The sequence below is a fragment of the Pseudomonas sp. A39 genome, from assembly GCF_058145955.1.
In genome coordinates this window covers 68,807-92,218 of record NZ_JBYVMD010000017.1, presented here as the reverse complement: position 1 = coordinate 92,218, position 23,412 = coordinate 68,807, and the positions used below count along the sequence as shown (strand labels likewise).

The following is a 23,412-nucleotide window of genomic DNA, read 5'->3' as shown; positions in this document are numbered from 1 at the left end:
CTTTCCCATGATCAATAAGAGTTTGCTGGATCGCTTGGCGGCGCTGGATACCAACACGGTCTCCGATGCGCTCGACTTCCTCGGCCTGCCGGGTGCCACTGTTGGGCTGCGCCCACTGTGGAACTGCCCAAAGATTGTCGGCCGCGCCAGCACCGTGCTGCTGGCTCCTAAATCCGACAACGTCCCCACTGTGCACCTGATTACCCCCGTGGTGGAACAGATCGACAGCGATGATCGTGTGCTGGTGATCGCAGGTGGAATCGAAGGCATCTCCTGCTGGGGCGATATCCTCGCCAATGCAGCGGCCAGCAAGAAAGTGCGCGGCACGGTAATCGACGGTTTCAGCCGCGACATCGACGGCAGCGAGTCGATTGGCTACCCGGTTTATGGCCGCGGGGTGACCATGATCAGTGCCCGCAATCGGGTGGTGCAGATCGATGCCGCCGTAACCATCAACGTCGCCGGCGTCGACGTCAGCGAGAACGACTATGTCATCGCCGATACCTGCGGCACCGTGTTCGTGCCCTCATTCTATATCGAGAAAGTGCTCGACCTTGGCGAGCGCATCGCCCGCCGCCAGGACGGTATGGTCGAGGCTGTCCGCAGCGGTCGCTCGGTCGCCGAAGTGATGCATGACACCCAATTCGAAGCGATCCACACGGAGCACGCCTGATGAATATCGAAGACAAAGAACTGGTCGCCTTGTTTGAAGGCCTGGACACCCCGGGCGTCTCCGATGCGCTGGACAAACTCGGCCTGCCCGGCCAATGCCTCGATGTGGCGCCACTGGACAACTACAGCAAAGTCATCGTCGGTCCCGCTTTCACTGTGCAGTACGTAACGGCCAGCGTACCACCCGGCACCGTGGGTGATTTCATCGACGACGTCGCGCCCGGCGACGTGGTGGTCATCGACAACGGCGGTCGCACCGACTGCACCGTCTGGGGTGACATCATGACCCAGTACGCCGGTACTCGGCAGATCACTGCCACGGTCATCGACGGTGTTTGCCGTGACGTGAACAAAGCACTGGGCGATGGCTACCCGATCTTCAGCAAGGGCCGCTTCATGCGCACCGGCAAAGACCGCGTACAGGTTCAGTCGGTCAACCAGCCGGTGTCCATCGGCACCGCCCGGGTCTGTGCCCGCGACATCGTGGTCGCTGACGCCAACGGCGTGGTGATCGTCCCCCGCGCCTATGCGGCTGAAGTGGCGGCATGTGCCCGCCAGATCGAATCGGTCGAAGCCGAGATTCGCGCCCTGATCAGCCAAGGCAAAACCCTTAAAGAAGCCCGGGCCGCACTGGGTTACCACAACCTGCAGAGGAAAGTCTGATGACTATGCTCCCCCTCCCCCTGGATGCTTACGCACGGGCAAAAGTGCTTGGCAGTTCGACGCTGTATGAAGCATCTCATCTGTCTTGCGCGGTCGACAGCGCGATCCGCCCGATCTGGGACGGTGCCTTTATCTCCGCCCCCGCTTACCCTCTGGAATGCTCACCCGGCGACAACCTCGCCCTGCACCTTGCGATGGAACGTGTGCCTCGTGGCAGCGTGCTGGTCGTGGGCACGGGCAGCTTCATCGCCGGTTATTGGGGCGAAGTGCTGACCGTGGCGGCCGAAGCGGCTGGCGTCGTCGGGCTGGTGATCGATGGTGGCGTACGCGATATTGCGGCCCTGAGGAAACGCCAGTTCCCGGTGTTCGCCCGCGGCATCTCGCTTAAAGGAACAGTCAAGGCCAGTGCGCCTTCGGTGGGGCAGCCGTTCAATTTCAATGGTGCGTTCGTGACACAGGGCGACTGGGTGGTGGCCGACGATGATGGTGTGATCATCATTCCCAAAGCGGATGCCGCACGGACCCTGGCAGAAGGTGAAGCGCGGGCAGACAAGGAAGCGCAGATGATGCAGGCGTTGACCGAGGGCCGTTCGACCCTGGAACTGATGAACCTGACTGAGTGGAGAACTCGCGCATGAGCGACGATATCCAGCGTCTGAATCAGCGTCTAGCCAATGCGCAGCCGTCCGCGACTTACCGAATCATGGATCGGGTGGCAGAGCGCCGGGCGCAAGGCGCGAAAATTATTTCGCTGTGCGCCGGCGAGCCCGATTTCGATACGCCCAAGCATGTGCGAGAAGCGGCCATTATTGCCATTGAACACGGGCACACCCGCTACACTCAGGTCGCCGGTGTACGTTCGCTGCGAGAAGCGGTGGCGGCCAAGTTCCGCCGTGAAAACGGCCTGGACGTTGCCTGGCAAGACACCCTTGTCTGCAACGGTGGCAAGCAGGTGATCTACAACGCCTTGGCCGCGACCCTCAATGAAGGTGACGAAGTCATCGTGCCGGCGCCGTACTGGGTCAGTTACCCGGAGATGGTTCAATTGTGTGGTGGTGAAGCCCGAATCGTTACCTGCGAGGCCAACACTGGCTTCAAACTGACGCCCTCGGCGCTAGCCGCGGCGATCACACCACAGACCCGCTGGTTGATCCTCAATTCGCCGTCCAACCCGACCGGCGCGGTGTATAGCCGGGAAGAACTGCACGCCTTGGCTGAGGTATTGTTGGCACACCCTCACGTGCTGATTCTGGCCGATGACATCTACGAGCATCTGATTTTTGATGATCAAGCGTTCTACACCCTGGCCCAGGTTGAACCACGACTGGCACCTCGCACCCTGACCATGAACGGTGTGTCCAAGGCCTATGCCATGACCGGCTGGCGCATCGGTTTCGCCACAGGGCCGCGCTGGTTGCTGGAAGCCATGGAAAAACTGCAAGGTCAGCAAACCTCTGGCGCCAGCGCTGTGTCGCAACAGGCTGCGCTCGCAGCACTTGAAGGTCCCAAGGATTTCATCCGTGAAAGCCGGGTAGCATTCCAGAGTCGTCGCGATTTGATGGTGGCGCTGCTGAACGACACCCCAGGCCTTGAATGCGTCAGTCCAGCCGGGGCGTTCTACGCGTTTGCGTCCTGTGCCGGATTGATCGGGCGTACCTCAGCGGGTGGACGGGTACTGCACACCGACGAAGATGTCGCGCATGCACTGCTCGACGAAGCGGATGTGGCCGTAGTGCATGGTAGCGCCTTTGGTCTTGGCCCTTACATTCGCATCGCCTACGCCCTTGATGACGCTTCATTGCGCCGAGCGTGCGAGGCGATCCGTACCTTCTGCACCTCGCTACGTTAATCAGTCCCTTCCCATAATGCCTGGCTATCGCCATTGCCTGGTTGGCCACGCATTTACGCGGTTCAACGCAAAGAATGCCCCGTATGACGCAGTCCGTCAGATTAAAATCCCAAAGAATGTGCTCGTAAGCAAAATGGCATAATATGCCAACGGCCGGAAGAAACTGTTTACCGAAAGCTGGAGCTCATTATGGCAACTAGAAACGTTGTGCTAACCCCTCACCAGGAACAGGTTATTCATGACTTAGTTCAGTCTGGCCGTTATCAGAATGCCAGCGAAGTGATGCGAGAAGGTTTGCGTTTACTGGAGCAGCGCGTCGCCGAAGACACTGCCAAAATTGAAGCCCTGCGTCAGGCGACCTCGATTGGCATCATGGATCTTGAACACGGGCGCTTTACTCAGGTGAACGAAGGGGATCTGGAGCACTACCTCGAGGGCTTGAGCCTGGAGGCAACCCTCCCCGCGAGAGAGAAACACTGAGCATGCCGCAGTATCGGATTTCCAACGCGGCGCGCGCCGACATTGTCGACATCCTCAGGCTTTCCCAGACGCAGTTCGGCGATCAAGCACTCCAGCGCTACCAGGCGCTAATCCTCGCGGCGCTGCAAGCGCTTGCCGACACGCCTTATCGCATTGGCAGCCACGAGCGCGGTGAGGTTGCACCGGGCCTTCGCAGTTATCATCTCTCCTATTCACGCCAGCAGGCCAAACATCCCCACGGGGCGGTCAAAAGCCCACGCCACGTCGTATTTTATCGTGTAGCAAATGACGAAGTGATCGAGGTCGTCCGACTCCTTCATGACGCCATGGACGTGCAGTTGCAATTGCCTGATGACTGATCAGCGATCCAAGACACAGACATGACTGGCCAAGAACAACGAAGGTGAGACGCTCCCTCTAGCCCCCCCCACTCTGCCAGCCAACTTATTTCAGGACAGGTGCTGAAAGATAGCCCGGGCAACTTCGAATAAGGATTTCGACTCATCGAACCACCAAGGATTTGCCGGATTCGGATTGGTCATCCGGTATACGGGGGGGCACTGAATGCCAGCCATGGCCACCGAGGTCCGCGCCAGAAATCGCAAATCGCGATCGCTTGCACACTCAGCGCAACTGGGGGCATGACTGGGGGCATAAATAGATTTTTTCAAGCTGAAAGTACTGTCCTAGAGCCCAGTCAAAATGTTTTTTGGAAGCTCTGTCAACATGGAGCAGCTATGACTGACAGCTCTCGGCCAAATGCGGACGACCAAGAGAGTGTCAGATTTTTTGTGTGCGAGCGGTGATGGTCTACCATGGGGCAGGCCTTTATTCGACAGTCGCCACCTCCCCTTTTCCGGGACTGATGAGCAAACCTCATGAAGCCTTGCCGATTTACCCGTCTAGTCCTCAGTCTTTAGCGCGCTTACTGTTCTCCCCACGCCCAACGGGAGATCAATATGCACAAACGCACACTCGGCAACAGTTCACTTGAAGTATCCGCCCTCGGCCTCGGCTGCATGGGTCTGAGCCATGGCTATGGCCCGGCCACGGATACCGAACAAGCCATCGCACTGATCCGCTCAGCCGTTGAACGAGGCGTCACGTTCTTCGATACCGCCGAATTCTACGGCCCCTATATCAATGAGCAAGTAGTCGGCGAGGCGCTGGCGCCAGTTCGCGACCAGGTCGTGATCGCTACAAAATTCGGCTTCGCCGTCGGCGCCGACAATACAAAGCAGACTCTGGACAGCCGGCCCGAACGTATTCGAATAGCCGTCGAAGGTTCGTTGCGTCGACTCAAGACTGATTACATCGATTTGCTCTACCAACACCGCGTTGATCCGGACGTGCCGATCGAAGACGTCGCCGGCGTAGTGAAGGACTTGATTAGCGAAGGCAAGGTCAAGCACTTCGGCCTGTCGGAGGCCGGTGAGCAGACCATTCGCCGTGCGCACGCGGTGCAGCCGGTCACAGCACTGCAAAGCGAATACTCGCTGTGGTGGCGTGAGCCTGAGCTGGAAATCCTGCCGACCCTTTGGGAGTTGGGCATCGGCTTCGTACCGTTCAGTCCATTGGGTAAAGGCTTTCTCACCGGCACGGTGTCAGCCGAGGCCACTTATGGCAGTGACGACTTCCGCAGTATCGTCCCTCGTTTCAGTCAGTCGGCGCTGCAGGCCAATCAGGGTCTGGTAGTGTTGATCCGTCAGATTGCTGCGCAGAAACAAGCGACACCGGCCCAGATCGCGCTCGCCTGGCTACTCGCACAGGCACCGTGGATTGTGCCGATTCCGGGTACGACCAAACTGCATCGCCTAGAAGAAAACCTCGGCGGCGCGGACATCACGCTGGATGCCGCCGAGTTGAAGGCCATTGATACAGCGCTGGCGCAAATCCGCATCGAAGGCGAGCGCTATCCCGAGGCGCTCAAGGCACGGGTCGGTCGATGAGCAACGATCACGATCCGCTGCGGCGCACGGTGATCGCCGCACTGGCCAGCGCTCCGCTGCTGTCGCTCGCCGACACGCAGGGCGCCAGTGAAACCCCGCGTTCAGGTTCGCGGATTCTGGTCGCGTATTTCTCTCGCTCGGGCAATACCCGTGTGGTTGCCGGGCTGATCCAGCGTGGACTGGGTGCCGATCTGTTCGAGATTCGCCCGGCCCAGGCCTACCCTGAGGACTACCTGCAAACCGTGGAACAGGCGCGCCAGGAACGTGACAGCGGCTTCGAACCCGAGCTGCAAAACACGGTTCACGCCCTTAGCGACTACGACACGATCTATCTCGGTTTTCCGATCTGGGGTGAAACCGCCCCGCCGATCGTGCGCGCATTCCTCAGCGCCCACGACCTGACCGGCAAAACCCTCATCCCCTTCAACACCCACGGCGGGTATGGCGTGGGTAACAGCCGCAGCGTGCTGGTCAAGCACGCGCCGAAGGCCAAAGTGCTGGAAGGTTTTGTGATGGAGGGTGAGCAGGAGCGCAAGACCATGGAACGCGTGAACGGCTGGTTGAACGATCACCCCCTCACGCGCTAATCGAATTTTGTAAGGAGTGACATCATGAAAGTCCGCACGTTGGGCAATGGCCTGGAAGTGTCCGCACTGGGCCTTGGCTGCATGAGCATGACCTCGGCCTACGGGCCGGCTGCTGACAAGGCCAGCATGATCAAACTGATTCGTTCGGCCCACGAGCAAGGCATTACCTTGTTCGACACCGCCGAAGCGTATGGCCCGTTCGCCAATGAAGAGCTGCTGGGTGAGGCCTTGCAGCCGATCCGCGAGCAGGTCGTCATCGCCACCAAGTTCGGCTTCGATATCGACTTGATAACCGGCGAACGCGCCGGCGGCACCAACAGCCGCCCGGAACATATCCGCGCCGTGGCCGAGGCGTCGTTGAAGCGCCTGCGTACCGATCGCATCGACCTGTTTTATCAGCACCGCGTTGATCCCCAGGTGCCCATCGAAGACGTGGCCGGCACCGTCAAGGATCTGATCGCCGAGGGCAAGGTCAAGCATTTCGGCCTTTCTGAAGCGGGTGTGGAAACCATTCGCCGGGCCCACGCGGTGCAACCGGTCACGGCGGTGCAAAGCGAATATTCGCTGTTCTGGCGTGGCCCGGAGCTGGAACTGCTGGCAGTGCTGGAAGAACTGGGGATCGGCTTCGTACCGTTCAGCCCGCTGGGCGCCGGTTTCCTCACCGGTCAGATCGACGAGCACACGGAGTTCGACGCGAGCGATTTCCGCAATGTCGTGCCGCGCTTTTCACCTGAAGCGCGCAGGGCCAATCTGGCGTTGGTCGATGTGGTGAAAGCCGTCGCGCAACGCAAACACGCCACGCCGGCGCAAGTGGCACTGGCCTGGTTGCTCGCACAGAAACCGTGGATTGTGCCGATACCGGGCACGACCAAACAGCATCGCTTGGAAGAAAACCTGGGCGCGGTCGAGCTGCAATTGACCGGCGACGATCTGCGCGTGATCAACGAACAGATGGCGCAGATTCAGGTGCACGGGGAACGTCTGCCGGAGTCGGCACTGAAAATGACCGGACTCTGAGTCTGCCCAACGCGGCGCCATGTGCGGCGTCGCTTTCCCTGTCTGACCGGAGAACTAATCCGATGAACAGATTGATTGCGCCACTCGTTGCTTTGTCACTGATGGCGGCAGAGTGCCAGGCCGCCAGCGAAATCCGCATTACGCCAAACGGCTCGCAGCCCTCGGTCAAGGGCGCGGCGCAAAACTTTACCGGCACGGTGCGCGTTGATGGCCTTTTCAAAGGTGAACCGCCGGCGCGCATCGGCGGCGGCATTGTGACTTTCGATCCGGGCGCACGCACGGCGTGGCACACCCATCCGCTGGGGCAAACGCTGATCGTCACTGCCGGCGTCGGCTATGTGCAGCAAGAGGGTGGCGCGCGTCAGGAGATCCGTCCGGGCGACAGTGTCTGGATTCCACCGAACACCCGTCACTGGCACGGCGCCACGGCCAGCAACGGCATGACCCACATCGCCATCGCTGAAGCCGAGGACGGCAAGACCGTCACCTGGGCGGAGCAGGTCTCGGAGGCGCAATACGCCGGCCAATAAAGTTACGGAATGTGTCAAAGCTGCTCGACCGGCACCTTCGAGGCAAACCTCCACGCAACCTCAAGGCCCCGTAACAACAGGCCCGCACCGGGATTCCAGCGGTTATTGCAACGTCGACTCATGAGCTCTGCTCAGGAGTCCATGCGCAATTTCGGGGTTAATCGCCACAACCATCCTCCTTACGATCCAGCGACACCGCAGCGCCACGCAATGGATGGAGCCCTTCACGATGATCACTGACACCCGCAACAGCACTGCCCTCCCCACGCTCATGGCGCTCTGCCTGAGCGTCGGGGCGATGCTCAGCGTCACCACTCAAGCAGCCGAGGCTTCGCCCACCATGACCAGCACACCCGCCAGCGTAGCCAGCTTGTCGAGCCAGCAACAAACCATTCCACTGATCGCGGCGTTCATGGCAACCAGCGACATGCCCAACCTCAACACGGCGCTCAACCAAGGGCTCGATGCCGGCCTGACCATTAGCGAAATCCGCGAAGTTCTCGTGCAGCTCTACGCCTACGTCGGCTTCCCGCGCAGCCTCAACGCCTTGAATGAATTGATGACAGTGGTGCAGGCGCGCAAACAACGCGGCCTTGACGATGCGACGGGGCATGAGCCGAGCCGGGCGATTCCGGTCGGGGATGAGCTATTGGCAGCGGGTACGGCGAATCAAACGAAAATCTCCGGCGCCCCGGTCATAGGCCCGGTGTTCGAGTTCGCCCCAGTGATCAACCAGTTCCTGCAAACTCACCTGTTCGGCGACATCTTCGAGCGCGATAACCTCGACTGGCAAAGCCGCGAACTGGCGACAGTCGGGGCGCTGGCAGCGTCCCCGGGCGTGGAATCACAACTGCGTTCGCACATGGCGGCGAGCCTGCGCGTCGGGCTGAGTGCGGCACAGTTGCGCCAGGTCACCGAGCTGCTTGAAAAGCATGGCGATACACAGACTGCCAAGCGGGCAAGCGCAGCGCTGACCCAAGCGCTCGCAACAGCGGGGAAATGACATGAAATCTGCAAAGCATTTACTGAGCGTCACGCTGCTGAGCCTGTTGGCGGCCTGCGCGAACCACTCCGAAGGCCCGCTGCTGATCCAGAAACAAGGCAGCTTCGCCGCCGGCGGAACGATGACCACGGCACCGGGCACCTTCAACCCGCGCCAACCGATGACACCCAACGGCCAGACCTACCACGGTGACCACGCCTACGCCTTCTATCAAATCCCGGCGGACGCGCGAAAACTGCCCATCGTCATGTGGCACGGCGCGGGTCAGTTTTCCAAGACCTGGGAAACCACCGCCGATGGTCGCGAGGGTTTTCAGAACATCTTTCTGCGCCGCCACTACGGCGTCTATCTGATCGATCAGCCCCGGCGTGGTGATGCCGGGCGCAGCATGGTTGAGACCACCATCAAGCCTGTGCCGGACGAACAACTGTGGTTCAACCAGTTCCGCATCGGCCTTTGGCCCCGCTACTTCAACGGCGTGCAAGTGGCACAGGACGCCCAGACCCGCGAGCAGTTTTTCAGGGCAATGACGCCGAACACCGGGCCGTTTGACATGGGCGTGGTCTCCGATGGTGTGTCGGCGCTGTTCGACAAAATCGGCCCCGGCATCCTGTTTACGCATTCTCAGGGTGGCGGGCCGGGCTGGTTGACGGCGATCAAGAACGACAAGGTCAAAGCCATCGTGGCGTTCGAACCGGGCAGCAGTTTCGTGTTTGCTGACGGTGAAGTGCCGGCGCCGATTCCCAGCGCGTTCGACACGGTGCAAGGCGCAGCGGTGCCGATGGAGCAATTCATGGCACTGACGCGCATTCCGATCCTGATCCTGTACGGAGACAACATTCCGGAACAGACAGTCGATCTGCCCGCTCAGGACAGTTGGCGCGCACGCCTGAAAATGGCCCGGCTCTGGCGTGACGCGGTCAATCGCCATAGCGGTGATGTGCGACTGATACACCTGCCGGAGATTGGCATTCACGGCAATACCCATTTCCCCATGTCGGATCTGAACAACGTGCAGATCGCTGATCTGGTCGCGCAGTTCCTCAAAGAAAAACAGCTGGACTGACCCAAATACTTTTGCTACTGCCGCCCTTTTTTTGCTCAGGAGCTTCACGTGAAAAACACTCTCAAAGCCACGCTCATGTCGGCATTGGTCGGTCTCTCGGCGGGCGAAGCGTTAGCCGCTGACTACAAGAAGAACCCGTTCACACTCGCCTATGACGGCGCGATCAGCAAGAACGAGCCGGGCAAGGTCAACATCCACCCGGTCAGCTATAAGCTCAACGGGCTGGACATCGCCGCCAACGTCTACACTCCTGCCAACTACGACGCGAAGAAGAACTACCCGACCGTGGTGGTTGCGCATCCCAATGGCGGCGTAAAAGAGCAAGTCGCCGGTCTCTATGCCCAGCGGCTCGCCGAACAGGGCTACATCACCATCACGGCCGATGCGGCCTATCAGGGAGCCAGCGGTGGCCAGCCGCGCAGCATCGATAAACCGGCGTATCGCATCGAAGACATTCACGGCATGGCCGATTTCATCAGCCAGTTCGCTGGCGTGGATGACAATCGTCTGGGCCTGCTCGGCATTTGTGGCGGCGGTGGTTATTCGTTGGCGGCGGCGCAAACCGACAAACGCTTCAAATCCCTGGCGACGGTGAGCATGTTCAACTCGGGTCGAGTACGCCGCAACGGCTACAACGACTCGCAAATGGACAGCATCCAGCAACGTTTGCAGCAGGCATCAGCTGCCCGCGCGCAAGAAGCAGCGGGAGGCGCGGTGCTGTATTCGGGGGATGCCAACCTCACCGACGAGCAGATTGCCAAACTGCCTTTCGAACTGTATCGCCAAGGTTACGAGTACTACTGGAAAACCCACGCGCACCCGAACTCGACCTTCAAATACACCAGCAGCAGCCTTATTGACCTGATGCGTTTCGACGCCACCGACCATATCGAGTTGATCAATCAACCGTTGCTGATGATCGCCGGTAGCAAGGCCGACAGCCTGTACATGACTCAGGATGCGTTCCCCAAAGCCACCGGCACCACCGACAAGGAAGTGTTCATCCTCGATGGCGCCACCCACATTGAAACCTACTGGGTGCCGCGTTATGTCGATGCGGCGATCGGCAAACTGACGGATTTTTACGCACGCACCTTGTGATCAGCGCGCCAAGGGTCGCGCATCCGTGCGCGACCTGCTTTCATGGAATAATCACGCGCTCCTCATGAGAGGTTCTCATCAATGTCCCGCCCCAATCTCAACGACCTGCAAGCCTTCGTAGTCATCACCCGCGAAGGCAGTTTTACCCGTGCTGCCGCGCAACTGGGCGTTTCGCAGTCAGCGCTGAGTCACACTCTGCGGGCACTGGAAACCCGGCTGGGCGTGCGCTTGCTGACGCGGACTACGCGCAGTGTTTCACCAACGGAGGCGGGCCAACGCCTGTATCAAGCGATGGCGCCGCGCTTTGAAGAAATTGAACTGGAACTGGCTGCAGTCAGCGAGTTTCGCGACACCCCCGCCGGCAACGTGCGGATTCAGGCGTCCGAGCATGCGGCGAACAATATTCTCTGGCCGAAGCTGCTGAAGGTGCTGCCCGACTACCCGGACATCAAGGTCGAAATCACCGTCGATTACGCCCTCGCCGACATCGTCGCGCAGCGCTATGACGCTGGTGTTCGACTGGGTGATCAGGTAGCCAGGGACATGATCGCCGTGCCGATCGGGCCGTCGTTACGCATCGCCGTTGTCGGCTCACCGCAGTATTTCCAGCATCGGCCTTACCCGATGGAACCGAGAGATCTGGCGGCGCACAACTGCATCAACCTGCGCCTGCCGACTCACGGCAGCCTGATGCAATGGGATTTCGAAAAGGATGGCCACGAACTCAAGGCCCGTGTCGAAGGCCAATGGACATTCAACAGCAGCGTGCCAATTCTGCGTGCGGCCGTGGCGGGATGTGGCTTGGCTTTCCTGCCAGAGGACATGGTGGCGAAGGAGCTTGCCGACGGTAGCCTTGTGCGGGTGTTAGAAGATTGGTGCCAACCCTTTGCCGGTTACCATCTCTACTACCCCAATCGCCGTGAACATTCGTCAGCGTTTGGCGTTGTAGTTGAGGCGTTACTCTACAAGAGCTGAGTCATCGACCTTCAAGACGTCTGAATTTTTCCCGCCCCCTCAAACCGTGAATGAGCAGATGATTTTGATCGACTGCGTCGGGCGTGACCGGCCCAGAGTGTGTAAAAACGCGCTAATGCACTGTCGGCGCGCAGCGCTGACGGTTGTTAGCAGAGTAATTGGTCAGAACAAGTCCTACGGACCATCAGGACGACCTGGGAGCCCGTAGCGCCGCTGGGTGGCCAAAATACAGACCTCTTCAGGCCGACAGCGCCTTCATAAACCCGCTGGTACCGAGAATTTTCATGACTCGCTTAAAGTTGTAGGCGAGGACGTTCAAGCTCATCTCCGCACTTACCCCGGCCAACTTTCGGGTTAGGAAATGTGTGGCGCCCATCCATTGCTTGCAACGAGCTAATGACACGGCCCTGATTGGAAGAATTCGAGATATGGGCGCCAGGATGGGGTATGCGGCATTTGCCACTCAATCCTTGCTGGATAGAGCGGATGTGCCATCGGGCCAAATCCAGTGCCCGACGCTTATCGTTGCAGCTGTACAGGACGAGCTGAGGCACGTAGAAGAGGCACAGGAGTTGTGTGTGCAGATCCCAGGAGCACGGCTGGAGGTGATTGAAGGATCGGGGCATATGGTCCCGCTGGAGCAACCCGAAACGCTGGCACGGTTGATGTCGCAATGGCTGGCTGCAACAGCGGTGACGAAGTAGTCGTGCTAATTAACGAGCTGCCCCTGAGTGAGATGGCGACCCTGAGAGTCTTTAGACGTCGTCAGGGGCTATTCGGCCTGATCCCTTCTACCTGTTTATGGACCACAGAGGCCCATATACCTCCAGAAGATCGCCACGCCTGGGGGCATAGCAAATGGTGTGTTTTCAACGGATTGAAAGCATGCCCTCAGCATGGGATCAACAGTCCCCTCCGCAAAAAATACCCGTTGTTCTCACCAAAACCGACGAGTGAAGGTAGACCGACGAGGCGCTCTACTCCGCCCACGTGCGTGTGCAATCGACTGATATCTCCTGTCCAATTTTAAATTGCATGGATACTGGCGTTCATCCCGACTCAAGAGCGTAATTTATCGCCCGCACTGGCTTCAGTTGTGAAGTAATTACAACACACTGGCGAGTTAATGTTAGCCACTTGCGATTGTAACGGTGATTTAACGTGATCTGCCTGGATGCCTATCGGATTCCCAACCGAGCCTAGGTGTATTAGCTGTGCGCTTAGCGGATAAATACGTTGACTGGATACCAAGGTTCACAGTCTGAATAAACCCAGATTTTTCCGGGTTCATCTCTGTCAGGCCGACGCCATACTAATCATAGTATCTATTCGACCGTGCGCAATAGCACCCGTTAACAGTAACTACCAACAGGCAGTTAACTTATGAAGTTCAACCCCAAAATCTCAAGTTTGCTGCTGGGAATATTACTTCCCGCAACCTCAAGCGCAAACATCACGATTTATCCAATGTCACTTAAAATAACACCAAATATGACAAGCAAAAACAAATTTAAAATCTATTCGAAGTCAGACAAGTTACAGCGCGTGACCGTGTACGTGAGGAAAATCATCAATCCGGCCACCGCAGATGAAGACGAAATTCCGGCGCCCGCTACCGATACACAATCTCTGATCGCATCCCCGCAAAACGTCATATTGCCGGCAGGCGGCGAGCAAACCATAACGCTCCGAACGATTTCCACTCCCGAAAAAGAGGCGCTGTATCGTGTTTTCGTAAAACCTGCACCTGCCGACTATTCGGCGAACGAAGAGGAGCAGACTGCGTCAGTCACGAGCTTGACGAGGGGCGTGTTGGTTTACAGTCTTCCTGAAGACCCCACCAGTAATTTAACCCTAGACCTAAAAAGTGCCCGAGTAGAAAACACCGGAAACATTCATGTCTGGATAAAAGACATCGCCACTTGTTCCGACCACTCCGAAGACCACTGCAAAAAAACATACATCGGCACAAGCGTTTTTCCTGGTTCTTCGTTAGCGGTTCCAACGTCAATTCTTCCAGTGAAATGCATTATTGTTAATTACCAGACGCATGACATGGATATGAAATCCCGCCGCTGGGATTTCTGAATCACGTGGCCGACCGCGCCGACCAAAAAATATTTACCAAGATAATTGCAAAGGTTTCACGAAATGTTTCCAGCCCATATAAACCGACTCGATATATTTACAAGCCAAGAAATTCAATCAGCGATACAGCGAAATGAATTCAGAGCGTATTACCAGCCTCAAGTTGAACTCTCCAGTTATGAGATCTCGGGACTAGAGGTACTGGCGCGCTGGCACCACCCGCACTTAGGATTAATGGCGCCGGATAAATTCCTTCCCTCGATGATGACATCGGGACTCTTCAATGAGCTGAGCTATTCACTGACCAGGCAAGCACTGGATACACAAAATACGTTGTTCAGCCAAGGCTTTGACTTGCCTATTTCAATTAATCTTGAACCCAGTCAACTGGGCGACACCTGCTTTATCAATACGCTGATTGCGCAAGTCCATCAAGGGGCCGCCAATCGTCGCACGCTGACTATCGAAATTACAGAAAACCGAGATGAAAACTTGCAATCCCCCAAGTATTCAAAAAACATAGCGGCAATTAAAGACGTCGGATGGAGCGTGGCGATCGATGACTTTGGAACAGGCTACTCATCTTTCGAGCGCATCTGTCAGCTCAAATGCTCGGAATTAAAGATTGATCAATCATTCGTCCGTAACATGATGATCGACGATAACTACAGCAAGGCGATCAAGTATATGGTAGCCCTAGCCCGCGACATGGGCTTGAAATCAGTTGCTGAAGGGGTTGAAACACCTCAGCAACTCATTCAACTGCAAAATATAGGATGCGAACATGGCCAGGGCTATTTGTTCAGTGCCCCGCTTTCATCGGAAAAAATCAAGGCTTGGTGTGTGCGCTGGAGTGGAGCAGCTCTGCTCTGATGACGACATCTAGACCAGCAGCTTCATTCTGGCCAGCACGGCTCGAACGCTCTGCAAATACTCAAGTAGGTCTGCGCGCTCCACCGGCTGATCGGTATCACCAAGCGCCTGTTCCAAATTCACTGATTGGGCGGCCAACTCGTAAAGGTTAAACAGTCGCAACGCACCTCGTAAACGATGTAATTGCTCAATCAGCAGTTGCCTATTCAATGGCAATCTTTCCATATAGGCAATATCAACTTCACTGGTCTCGATAAACCCGCTGATTAGCCCTTTGAGTTCAGGATTTGTATCCAGTAACTCCAGCAAGCACTGCCAGTCATTGTCTTCCTCGCGGAAGCCAGAATCGTCGGAAGCAGTAGCGCGAGGCATCCATTTATTTAGGGCTTCACGCAAGGTATCGAGGTTAAGCGGCTTCAGCAGGCACGCATTGATGCCCGCGGCCTCACAGCGCTTTTGTTCTTCGACAAGCACACTGGCGGTCATCGCTAAAATGGGGAAACCTGAATTGCTGTCAATTTTTGCGCGAATTTTTTGCGCTAATGTATAACCATCCATCACCGGCATATAACAGTCTGTAATCAACATACAGTGAATGTTCTCGTTAAACTGATGCAACGCCTCGCTGCCATTCCCTGCTATCTCACAATCGAAACCCAGGCGGTCGAGCTGCCACTTTATCAACGCCTGGTTGGTAGGGTGATCCTCTGCTACGAGAATCAGTGGCCGTCCAGGTCCGCCACTGCGCAAGTGAGCCTTGGAACTTACTGCGCGCCCTCCTAATAGCTCATTGCACACGTAGACCAGGCTTCCCCACATGAACGGGTTGCTGCTCAACGACGGGTAACCACGCTCCGTATCCTTCCAGCCAGAAAGAATCGGTAACTCCGTCACCTGAACCAAGCGAGCATCGGGCACATGCTGAACTTTATCGGCACTGTCGAAAAAATACAGATCGCAGGCGACGCCTGCCTCTATATCCTCCAACGAAGCCACTGTAGCGCCGAGTGCGAGCAACAGATAAGTCAGCTCCTCGTTGTCTTGTTTATCGGCAAGATCAACCCGGGCGACGCGTCCGGTAAGCTCCAAAGGCTGGCTGTCGGAATTCGGAATAACCACAGGTAATGCTATAGAAACCTGTGCCCCCTTCCCCTCTTCACTTTCGAGACTTAGATTGCCCCCCATTAAGCGAGCCAGGTGCTGGCTTATCACCAACCCAAGCCCGGTGCCACCGTAACGACGTGTAATAGAGGCATCGCCTTGGGTAAAGGGTTTGAATACACGTTCTAACTGGCTTTCGTTCATGCCAGGCCCGGTGTCGCTTACGGTGATCAGTATATTTTGGGTATTTGCCGTGGAATGAGTCACCGTCACATTGAGCGTAACCGTGCCATCGGAGGTGAATTTAATCGCGTTGCTGAGCAGGTTCAGTAATACCTGACGTAAGCGCATATCATCAACATCGAGGACCCTTGCCAATGTCGGGGCGACGCACACCCTCACTCGTAAACCTTTGACATGCGCTTGATGCGCCATGATTCCCATTACACTGCTTATCAATGCACGCACGTCGCACGGCTGGAAATTAAGCTCCATTTGGTTGAACTCGATTTTCGATAGATCGAGTACATCATTGAGTACCGTCATCAGTGATTTGGCTGAGTCGTCAATCATCTGCATGATTTGCTGTTGAACTGGACTCATGGTTTTGGAGTGTAGTAATTCCAGAAGACCGAGAATGCCATTCATGGGGGTGCGGATCTCATGACTCATCGTCGCTAAAAACTGCGATTTAGCATGAGCGGCTTCTTCTGCCGCCTCTTTCGCCTGCGAGAGTTTTAAAGATTTCTCCCTCGACTCTGTGACATCGACCCAAACGCCGTTCCATATAATCGCAGCAGAGTCCGTAGTCTGCGGTACCGCATCAATGCGCACATGCATTTCGCGGCCACGCGCCCGACAACGGAAAAATGCTCGCAGCGCTAGCTGGTTTGCCGCACTTTCCTCGAGGTCTTCCATCAACTGCTGGAAATCCTCTTGGTGAATCGAATCGAAGAGCAACTTCGAATTGCCGAGAACCTCCTCAATGGTGATCCCTAGCAACTCCTCGATCGGCCCCGCCAAATAACTGAATACCGGCAATTGTCCTGGTTCTTGACTTGCCTCGAAAACGCCGACCAATAAATTGCTGGTGATTCGATTAAGGCGCGCCTCCAGTGACTTGGCGCGCTGGTCGGTGTGGCGAATTTGAGTAATATCCACCAGTGACACCATAACGCCCGCCAGCGCCTTGTCTGCTTGGTAGAAAGGTTTCATCCAATAAAGCCAAACATGCGTTTCTCCCTGCTCATCAAGCATGGAGAGTTCCGAGTGATAACTGTCTTGCGTCTTCATGACACGCGTCGCAAGCTCATCGATGGTGAATGACCAGTCCCCAGGATAATGCAAGGTTTCCAGCGTAGTCTTACCCAGCAAGTCTTGCTTATCCACATTGAACGCCAATTCATAGGCATGATTTATCAAAAAATACCGTTTGCGCACATCTTTCACGATGACCGGATAAGGAAAGGTTTCAATTAAAGATTCGCGTAATTGTAATTGATCGCCCACCAGGGATTCAGCCGCACGCCGCTGGTTTACTTCACGGCGTAGACGACGGTAGAAAAAGGTTATCAACACACTGGCGATCAAAACGACAGCTAAAGAAAGCCATAGCCACTGCCTGATAGAGGCCCATGACACGCTGTCCTGGGGCGTGGCATGCAACCATTTCTTATTTATTGCCTCTCGCTCTTCTTTGGTTATAGTGCGCAACGCGCGATTGATCAGCGGCAATAGAGGCGCGTACTCCGAGATCACTCCAATTGAAAGGTCACCGGAAATATCCACCGGTGCAACAATCTGCAAGATTCCGGAGAATCGTTTATGCATCAGGTCATTGATAACCGTCAAATTACCGATATAGGCCAGCGCCTTACCGTCCAAGACTTGCTGCATGCCCTCTTCGGGCGAATCAGCCACTTCAATGCGACTGTAGGGCAGCATGGCATGTAACTGATCACGCAGGTACAAGGGGTCACTGACCACAATAGGCTTTCCATTCAGCTCGGCGAGGCGCGAAACACGCAGACCTGAAGTCACAATAACATTACTGAAAAACACCAGCGGGCGAGTATAAAGCACTGTCCCGTGACTGCTTTCAGCGTAGGTAACCGGCAGGATAATGTCTGCGTTACCCGACGCCATACTGAACAAGGTTTGCTTCCATTTTTTGGAAGTAACCGTTACTGTTTTTAGTCCAAGCCGATCAACAATATTTTTAAAATACTCATTGGTTAGCCCGTCCATCTGGCCCTGAGCGTTAATAAACGACACGGGGTACCAACCCGGGTCATAGGCAACTCTCAACGCAGGAAGGCTGTTCAAATAATGGCGTTCATCATCGCTGAGAAACAGCGCTGATGAAGCGTGCTCTCGATTCAGCCAGCGCGATTGCAACTGCGAATACTGTAAATCAGTAATTTGATTCATCGCCTTCGCGATCAGCGAACTGCGCAACGGGTCGTCCTTGGGTACCGCGAAACGCAAGGAGGTTTGAACGTCAGGCAGCGGAAGAGCACCGAGTTGGCGATCTACAAGTTCGCCCATATTAGGATAGGTATCCGCACCGTCATTTATCAACACGTCAGCCTTGCCCAGTTCCAGCTGTTTCAGCGCTTGAGACAGGTTGTTTACGCTGAGGAGTCGAGTATTGGGATGCAGTATGTTAATCCAGTCCGCTGTCGAATCGCCGTCAACAATAACCACTCTCAATGCCAGCAAACTGTCTATCGATGCACCGTTGGTGAGGCTTTCCGGTGCAATCAACATAGCGGGCGTCTTGAAGTAAGGTGCTGAAAAAGTCGCACATGACGAACGATCACTACTCATAGGAACATCAACTGCAATATCAATACTTTTTTGACACAGTGCAGCGTCCAACTCGGTAACAGACGGGTACCTTCTGAAGACCAGAGACACGTTCAACTGGTGAGCAATCATCGTCAAAAATTCAGCCCCATAGTTGGGGGAATACATCGACTGCTCTTTAGCCTGACTGCTGTCAACCATCCCCACGATCCATTCCGGACTGCGCTGAAGAAACGCTTGCTCAAGCGTGCTGTAGCCCGGCTCATTGGCAACAGCAGGCGATGTAAAAAATACAGAACATAACGTGATGAGCGAGCAGGCGGATAACAACGCACGTGTTCCGAAGCGTCTTGGTTCAGGTCTCATAAACTCAGTCACCGGGTAAGGATAGGTGAGATTACCGTGAAGCGTTGAATCGTCATAGCAATGGATCAATGAGCCAACAAGTTCACACGTATTTTGAGTTCTCCCGTCCACTTTTGGCAATTACCAGAATATTCCGGGTTTATCCAACGCCACCCCTCGGAATAATTACACCACAGCCGCTGAGTCATCCGAAGCACCACGGCCTTAATGCAGGGGGAACGACCTCCCTAAGGGTGTCATTGCCCAGATCAATGACATGTTATGTAAGGAAGTATCCATGAAGCGTACCGCACTATTACTGGCCATCAGCGCGTTGCCAAGCCTCAGCTTTGCCGCCGGCACCAACACCATCACCTTTAAAGGTCAAGTTTCCAGCCAGACCTGCAAAGTGTCGGTTAACGGCGACCAGGCCAACCCTTTGATTCTGCTGCCAACTGTGTCGTCTTCGGCACTGTCTGCCAAAGGCAGTACTGCTGGCGAAACCACGTTCACTATTGCGCTGAGAGACTGCACAGCACCCACCACAGATGCGCAAAAGATCAACGTCATGTTTGGCACGAACAACGTCACTTCTGCTGGCAACCTGGCCAATACCTCCGGTGACGCCAAGAACGTTGCGTTGCAGTTGCTCCCCGCTCCAGGCAGCGCCACTCCTGTCGTCCTGAGCAGCACCGGTACTACGACCGTTGATGGGCTGACGTTGGCACTGAACCAGACGTCGACTAGTCATGACTACGCGGTTCGCTACATCAGCGAAGCAGGTTCGGCGACCACCGGCTCGGTCGGCGCTCAAGTGCAGTACTCATTCAGCTACCTGTAAGCGTCCAGTCGCCTGCCGCTGCGTCTGCGGCAGGCTTTCCTTTTCTGCGTTCAGCGCACTTCACCCCCCAGGCATACCAGAATGTTCAGACATTGGCGCGAAGCACTTTCAATTACCTTCGTCATGGCCATGACAGTAGCCAGCTCCGCCAGCGCCAGTGTAGTGCTGAACGGAACTCGGGTTATTTTCCCTGCCTCAGCCAACGAAAAAACCCTGCAGTTCAGCAACGAGGGGCAAGTGCCTTACGCCGTGCAGGTCTGGCTGGACAAAGGCAATGCGAACTCCACCGCCGCTACTGCCGACGCCCCGTTTGTGGCGACTCCACCCGTGTTCCGGATTAACGCCAACGGCGGCCAGTCTGTGCGACTGATCAAAACCGCCGCAGATTTGCCGACCGACCGAGAGTCGCTGTTCTATCTTAATTTTTTGCAAATTCCTGCACTGCAGGCGAGCTCAGAGCAGGCCAACCGATTACTCATAACAACGGTAAGTCGACTGAAGGTGTTTTATCGCCCCGAAAACCTGCAAGGAAGTCCCGAAAAAGTTGGCGAGCACTTAACGTTCAAACGTGAACTCAAGGACGGCAAAAACCAACTGCGCGTCGAGAATCCCACGGGCTATTTTGCGGTTATCCGCGAGGCACGCCTTAGCCAGGATGCGCACACTGCAGCACTGGCCGAGGCGGTAATACTTGCCCCGTACTCCGTCCAGTCATGGCCACTTCCTGCGCAGGCGCAAAAGCTGTCGGTTGGCAGTCACATCACGCTGACGCTAGTGAATGATTACGGTGCAGATGTCACCCACGAGTTGACGCTTGAACCGTGACAGACCACTTGCCGTGTTGCGTCGCCTTCGAGCTGCCTGCTGGCGCCAATGGGTACTAGCTGCGCTGTGCACAGGCTGCTACACGCTCGCAGGCTACGGCGCAGAGCCGGAGTCAAGTGACGGCTACCGATTCGACGACAGCCTACTGCCTGGCGGCATACCGGGAATGGGTTCGCTGGCACGCTTCAATCGTGTCGATGCTATTGATCCAGGTGAATATCAAGTCGAGCTGTACATGAACAAGCGCTTTATTGATCGCGTGAGCATTAACTTCACTGCGCAACCCGATGGTGGTGTGAAAGCGTGCCTGCAGCGCGATTTACTCTTGCGCCTGGAAGTACTCGACAGCGCCATTCGCACCCCAGACAAAGGCGGCTGCGATACCTTGGAGCATCTTGTTGATGGCGCTTCGAGCAGCTTCGATCCGGCACAACTGCGCTTGGACTTGAGCGTACCGCAGATCATGACCAAACAGCGCCCACGCGGTTTCGTAGCAACCGAAAATCTTGACTCCGGCACGACCATTGGTTTCGTCAACTACAGCGCAAGCCAATATCACGCCAGCTACTCGGGCACTTACGCCAATCGAACCGACTCAAGCTATCTGGCGCTCAACGAAGGCATCAACTTCGGTCTATGGCGCCTGCGCCAACAATCCCAACTCCACTATGACAATCTGCAAGGTGGCCGCTGGGACATCACCCGCACCTACCTTCAGCGCGCATTGCCTGCGCTGGACAGTGAACTGACCGCGGGCGAGGGCTTCACTTCCGGGCGTTTTTTTTCCAGCATGAACTACCTCGGCATGGAACTGACCAGCGATCCGCGCATGCGTCCGGACTCGCTACGCGGCTATGCGCCGACAGTCCGAGGAATCGCCAAAACCCACGCCCAAGTAGTGATCCGCCAGAACGGCAGCGAGCTATACCAGACCTCCGTCGCCCCTGGCCCGTTTGAAATCAACGACCTGACCACCAGCGGCTACAGCGGCGATCTGGAAGTCATCGTTAAAGAAGCCGACGGTACCGTCAGCAGCTTCAGCGTACCCAATTCGGCGATGCCCGAGAGTTTGCGTCCTGGCGACTCACGCTACAGCTTTGCTTTAGGTAAAAGTCGCGATACCGGCAGCGCCGCGCCGTTCAGCGAATTTACCTATCAGCGTGGCCTGGACAACAGCCTCACCGCCAACACCGGCCTGCGTATCGCCCAGGGCTACCAGGCACTGGCCATTGGCGGCGTCTACGGCAACTGGCTCGGAGCATTCGGCCTGGACAGCACATTTTCCAGAGCCGAACTGCCCGGTGAAGGCACCCAAGAAGGCTGGATGCTGCGCTTAGGCTACAGCCGAACATTCGAGCCGACCCGCACCAGCTTTGCACTAACCGCCTACCAGTACTCAACGACAGGCTACCGCGACCTGAATGACGTATTGGGCCTGCGCGCTGCTGATGCACAGGGCAAGACGTGGCGCTCGAACACCTACCAGCAACGGTCGCGCCTGGAAGTATCGGTCAATCAGAGTCTGGATAAATGGGGCAACCTGTTTCTATCCGGTGCTAGACAGGACTATCGCGGGCAGCGCGAAAGCGACACACAACTGCAATTCGGCTATTCGAAAACCTTCGGCAACGGCCTCAGCGTGAGCCTGTCGGTGGGCCGCCAACGTGTCGGCAGCTACCTTAGTGATCGCGGCAACCCATACATCGAGCCCGACGATCTGAGCCGTCAGGGCGATACCGCAGGGCTTACCATTGACGGCACCCGCCAAACCTTGAGCCTGCTCTCAGTATCCTTCCCGTTGGGTTCGTCGGGGAAATCCAGCACGCCCTACGTGAGCACTTCCATCAGCCAAAGCGCTCAGACCACCCTTACCCAGGCCTCATTATCCGGTACGCTCGGCGAGCAGCGCCCACTGAGCTACAGCGTGGATACCTCGCGTGACAGCGCTGCACGCACGACTACACTGGGTGCAGGCCTGCAACAGCAAACCGCCTATGCCAGCATCGGCGGCAGCGTTTCCCAAGGCGAGGATTATTGGCAGATGTCGGCCAACGCGCGCGGTGCGGCAGCACTGCACAGTGGTGGCCTGACGTTGGGGCCTTATCTGGGCGACAGCTTTGCCTTGGTCGAAGCCCAAGGCGCGCGCGGTGCAGCATTGATGAACGCTCAGGGGGCGAGTATCGACGGGCGTGGCTACGCCCTGCTGCCCTCACTATTGCCTTACCGTTACAACAACATTGGTCTGAGCCCGGAGGGCATGAACGATAAAACCGAGTTGGAGGATGCCCAGCGCCGTGTAGCGCCCTACGCCGGGGCAACGTTAAAGGTCACCTTCAAGACTCGACACGGTGATGCCCTGCTCATTCGCACGCATCTGGACAATGGTAAGCAAGTACCGCTGGGTGCCGACGTGCTCGATGCACAAGATCGTGTTATCGGTATGGTTGGGCAAGGCGGCCAGGCTTATGTACGCAGCGAAACCCGGGAAGGCCGCTTGACCCTGCGTTGGGGTGAAGGCCCAGGCGAGCGTTGTGTGCTGGACTACGCAGTCAATGCACAAGCCGCCTCGTCACCCTTGATCCAACTGGACAGCGAATGCCGCTTGCCCGTGAACCAATGACTCCGCCACAGTCCTTATT

20 protein-coding genes and 1 pseudogene are annotated in these 23,412 nt (G+C 56.5%); 19 read left to right on the top strand and 2 right to left on the bottom strand.

The window, feature by feature from the left end; all coding sequences use genetic code 11:
* The first annotated feature begins 7 nt into the window (after window positions 1–7).
* The 14 genes from AC3ZU9_RS15395 (at window position 8) to AC3ZU9_RS15330 (ending at window position 11,892) form a co-directional block, all read left to right on the top strand.
* Window positions 8–673: an RraA family protein gene (locus AC3ZU9_RS15395; protein ID WP_490090950.1), complete on the top strand. Its 666-nt coding sequence runs from the start codon at window positions 8–10 to the stop codon at window positions 671–673.
* Window positions 673–1,335, top strand: coding sequence for an RraA family protein (locus AC3ZU9_RS15390; RefSeq protein WP_490090949.1), 663 nt, complete (start codon window positions 673–675; stop codon window positions 1,333–1,335). The genes AC3ZU9_RS15395 and AC3ZU9_RS15390 overlap by 1 nt, the downstream gene beginning before the upstream one ends.
* A complete protein-coding gene (locus AC3ZU9_RS15385; RefSeq protein WP_490090948.1) occupies window positions 1,335–1,973 on the top strand; it encodes an RraA family protein in 639 nt (212 codons plus the stop codon). Before AC3ZU9_RS15390 ends, AC3ZU9_RS15385 begins: the two co-directional genes overlap by 1 nt.
* Window positions 1,970–3,184: a pyridoxal phosphate-dependent aminotransferase gene (locus AC3ZU9_RS15380; protein WP_490090947.1), complete on the top strand. Its 1,215-nt coding sequence runs from the start codon at window positions 1,970–1,972 to the stop codon at window positions 3,182–3,184. Before AC3ZU9_RS15385 ends, AC3ZU9_RS15380 begins: the two co-directional genes overlap by 4 nt.
* Window positions 3,185–3,373: 189 nt before the next feature.
* Window positions 3,374–3,664: a type II toxin-antitoxin system ParD family antitoxin gene (locus tag AC3ZU9_RS15375; RefSeq protein WP_032698686.1), complete on the top strand. Its 291-nt coding sequence runs from the start codon at window positions 3,374–3,376 to the stop codon at window positions 3,662–3,664.
* 2 nt (window positions 3,665–3,666) lie between these two features.
* Complete coding sequence (locus AC3ZU9_RS15370) at window positions 3,667–4,023, top strand: type II toxin-antitoxin system RelE/ParE family toxin (protein ID WP_490090946.1); 357 nt, start codon at window positions 3,667–3,669, stop codon at window positions 4,021–4,023.
* Window positions 4,024–4,623: 600 nt separating this feature from the next.
* Window positions 4,624–5,613, top strand: a complete 990-nt coding sequence (locus AC3ZU9_RS15365; RefSeq protein WP_490090945.1) for an aldo/keto reductase — start codon at window positions 4,624–4,626, stop codon at window positions 5,611–5,613.
* Complete coding sequence (locus tag AC3ZU9_RS15360) at window positions 5,610–6,200, top strand: flavodoxin (protein WP_490090944.1); 591 nt, start codon at window positions 5,610–5,612, stop codon at window positions 6,198–6,200. Before AC3ZU9_RS15365 ends, AC3ZU9_RS15360 begins: the two co-directional genes overlap by 4 nt.
* 24 nt (window positions 6,201–6,224) lie before the next feature.
* Window positions 6,225–7,217: an aldo/keto reductase gene (locus tag AC3ZU9_RS15355; protein WP_065950687.1), complete on the top strand. Its 993-nt coding sequence runs from the start codon at window positions 6,225–6,227 to the stop codon at window positions 7,215–7,217.
* Window positions 7,218–7,279: 62 nt separating this feature from the next.
* The gene (locus AC3ZU9_RS15350; protein WP_065950686.1) at window positions 7,280–7,747 is read left to right on the top strand and encodes a (R)-mandelonitrile lyase; all 468 of its coding nucleotides are present in this window, start codon (window positions 7,280–7,282) and stop codon (window positions 7,745–7,747) included.
* A 229-nt stretch (window positions 7,748–7,976) separates the two neighbouring features.
* A complete protein-coding gene (locus AC3ZU9_RS15345) occupies window positions 7,977–8,750 on the top strand; it encodes a carboxymuconolactone decarboxylase family protein (protein WP_065950685.1) in 774 nt (257 codons plus the stop codon).
* A gap of 121 nt (window positions 8,751–8,871) precedes the next feature.
* Window positions 8,872–9,816, top strand: a complete 945-nt coding sequence (locus AC3ZU9_RS15340) for an alpha/beta hydrolase (RefSeq protein WP_175413272.1) — start codon at window positions 8,872–8,874, stop codon at window positions 9,814–9,816.
* Window positions 9,817–9,864: 48 nt separating this feature from the next.
* The gene (locus tag AC3ZU9_RS15335; protein ID WP_065950683.1) at window positions 9,865–10,917 is read left to right on the top strand and encodes an alpha/beta hydrolase; all 1,053 of its coding nucleotides are present in this window, start codon (window positions 9,865–9,867) and stop codon (window positions 10,915–10,917) included.
* 81 nt (window positions 10,918–10,998) lie between these two features.
* Window positions 10,999–11,892, top strand: a complete 894-nt coding sequence (locus AC3ZU9_RS15330) for a LysR family transcriptional regulator (RefSeq protein WP_065950682.1) — start codon at window positions 10,999–11,001, stop codon at window positions 11,890–11,892.
* Between the two features lie 238 nt (window positions 11,893–12,130).
* Here the strand turns inward: AC3ZU9_RS15330 and AC3ZU9_RS15325 are convergent.
* Window positions 12,131–12,277, bottom strand: a pseudogene (locus tag AC3ZU9_RS15325) (IS5/IS1182 family transposase); the annotation flags it as partial.
* A gap of 998 nt (window positions 12,278–13,275) precedes the next feature.
* Here AC3ZU9_RS15325 and AC3ZU9_RS15320 point away from each other — a divergent pair.
* Together AC3ZU9_RS15320 and AC3ZU9_RS15315 are read left to right on the top strand one after the other, a co-directional pair.
* Complete coding sequence (locus AC3ZU9_RS15320; RefSeq protein WP_490090943.1) at window positions 13,276–13,980, top strand: hypothetical protein; 705 nt, start codon at window positions 13,276–13,278, stop codon at window positions 13,978–13,980.
* Between the two features lie 63 nt (window positions 13,981–14,043).
* The gene (locus tag AC3ZU9_RS15315; RefSeq protein ID WP_490090942.1) at window positions 14,044–14,853 is read left to right on the top strand and encodes an EAL domain-containing protein; all 810 of its coding nucleotides are present in this window, start codon (window positions 14,044–14,046) and stop codon (window positions 14,851–14,853) included.
* Window positions 14,854–14,862: 9 nt separating this feature from the next.
* On the opposite strand, the gene AC3ZU9_RS15310 is transcribed toward AC3ZU9_RS15315, so the two are convergent.
* Window positions 14,863–19,128 carry an ATP-binding protein gene (locus AC3ZU9_RS15310; RefSeq protein WP_490090941.1) on the bottom strand — a complete coding sequence of 1,422 codons (4,266 nt, stop codon included), beginning with the start codon at window positions 19,126–19,128 and terminating at the stop codon, window positions 14,863–14,865.
* 277 nt (window positions 19,129–19,405) lie between these two features.
* On the opposite strand from AC3ZU9_RS15310, the gene AC3ZU9_RS15305 reads away from it, so the two are divergent.
* From AC3ZU9_RS15305 to AC3ZU9_RS15295, 3 genes are all read left to right on the top strand, one after another.
* Window positions 19,406–19,948, top strand: a complete 543-nt coding sequence (locus AC3ZU9_RS15305; RefSeq protein WP_304631681.1) for a fimbrial protein — start codon at window positions 19,406–19,408, stop codon at window positions 19,946–19,948.
* An 81-nt stretch (window positions 19,949–20,029) separates the two neighbouring features.
* Complete coding sequence (locus AC3ZU9_RS15300) at window positions 20,030–20,773, top strand: fimbrial biogenesis chaperone (RefSeq protein ID WP_490090940.1); 744 nt, start codon at window positions 20,030–20,032, stop codon at window positions 20,771–20,773.
* Window positions 20,763–23,393 (top strand): fimbria/pilus outer membrane usher protein, encoded by a 2,631-nt coding sequence (locus AC3ZU9_RS15295; protein WP_490090939.1) that lies wholly within the window; start codon window positions 20,763–20,765, stop codon window positions 23,391–23,393. Before AC3ZU9_RS15300 ends, AC3ZU9_RS15295 begins: the two co-directional genes overlap by 11 nt.
* The last annotated feature ends 19 nt before the right edge of the window (window positions 23,394–23,412 follow it).

Excerpts from the sequence above, each read along its gene's own strand:
- AC3ZU9_RS15370 (WP_490090946.1), top strand. The coding sequence starts at position 3,667 with ATGCCGCAGTATCGGATTTCCAACGCGGCGCGCGCCGACATTGTCGAC.
- AC3ZU9_RS15355 (WP_065950687.1), top strand. The coding sequence starts at position 6,225 with ATGAAAGTCCGCACGTTGGGCAATGGCCTGGAAGTGTCCGCACTGGGC.
- AC3ZU9_RS15350 (WP_065950686.1), top strand. The coding sequence starts at position 7,280 with ATGAACAGATTGATTGCGCCACTCGTTGCTTTGTCACTGATGGCGGCA.
- AC3ZU9_RS15345 (WP_065950685.1), top strand. The coding sequence starts at position 7,977 with ATGATCACTGACACCCGCAACAGCACTGCCCTCCCCACGCTCATGGCG.
- AC3ZU9_RS15300 (WP_490090940.1), top strand. The coding sequence starts at position 20,030 with ATGTTCAGACATTGGCGCGAAGCACTTTCAATTACCTTCGTCATGGCC.
- AC3ZU9_RS15305 (WP_304631681.1), top strand. The coding sequence starts at position 19,406 with ATGAAGCGTACCGCACTATTACTGGCCATCAGCGCGTTGCCAAGCCTC.
- AC3ZU9_RS15365 (WP_490090945.1), top strand. The coding sequence starts at position 4,624 with ATGCACAAACGCACACTCGGCAACAGTTCACTTGAAGTATCCGCCCTC.
- AC3ZU9_RS15360 (WP_490090944.1), top strand. The coding sequence starts at position 5,610 with ATGAGCAACGATCACGATCCGCTGCGGCGCACGGTGATCGCCGCACTG.
- AC3ZU9_RS15395 (WP_490090950.1), top strand. The coding sequence starts at position 8 with ATGATCAATAAGAGTTTGCTGGATCGCTTGGCGGCGCTGGATACCAAC.
- AC3ZU9_RS15320 (WP_490090943.1), top strand. The coding sequence starts at position 13,276 with ATGAAGTTCAACCCCAAAATCTCAAGTTTGCTGCTGGGAATATTACTT.
- AC3ZU9_RS15315 (WP_490090942.1), top strand. The coding sequence starts at position 14,044 with ATGTTTCCAGCCCATATAAACCGACTCGATATATTTACAAGCCAAGAA.
- AC3ZU9_RS15385 (WP_490090948.1), top strand. The coding sequence starts at position 1,335 with ATGACTATGCTCCCCCTCCCCCTGGATGCTTACGCACGGGCAAAAGTG.
- AC3ZU9_RS15375 (WP_032698686.1), top strand. The coding sequence starts at position 3,374 with ATGGCAACTAGAAACGTTGTGCTAACCCCTCACCAGGAACAGGTTATT.
- AC3ZU9_RS15310 (WP_490090941.1), bottom strand. The coding sequence starts at position 19,128 with ATGAGACCTGAACCAAGACGCTTCGGAACACGTGCGTTGTTATCCGCC.
- AC3ZU9_RS15340 (WP_175413272.1), top strand. The coding sequence starts at position 8,872 with ATGACCACGGCACCGGGCACCTTCAACCCGCGCCAACCGATGACACCC.
- AC3ZU9_RS15380 (WP_490090947.1), top strand. The coding sequence starts at position 1,970 with ATGAGCGACGATATCCAGCGTCTGAATCAGCGTCTAGCCAATGCGCAG.
- AC3ZU9_RS15330 (WP_065950682.1), top strand. The coding sequence starts at position 10,999 with ATGTCCCGCCCCAATCTCAACGACCTGCAAGCCTTCGTAGTCATCACC.
- AC3ZU9_RS15390 (WP_490090949.1), top strand. The coding sequence starts at position 673 with ATGAATATCGAAGACAAAGAACTGGTCGCCTTGTTTGAAGGCCTGGAC.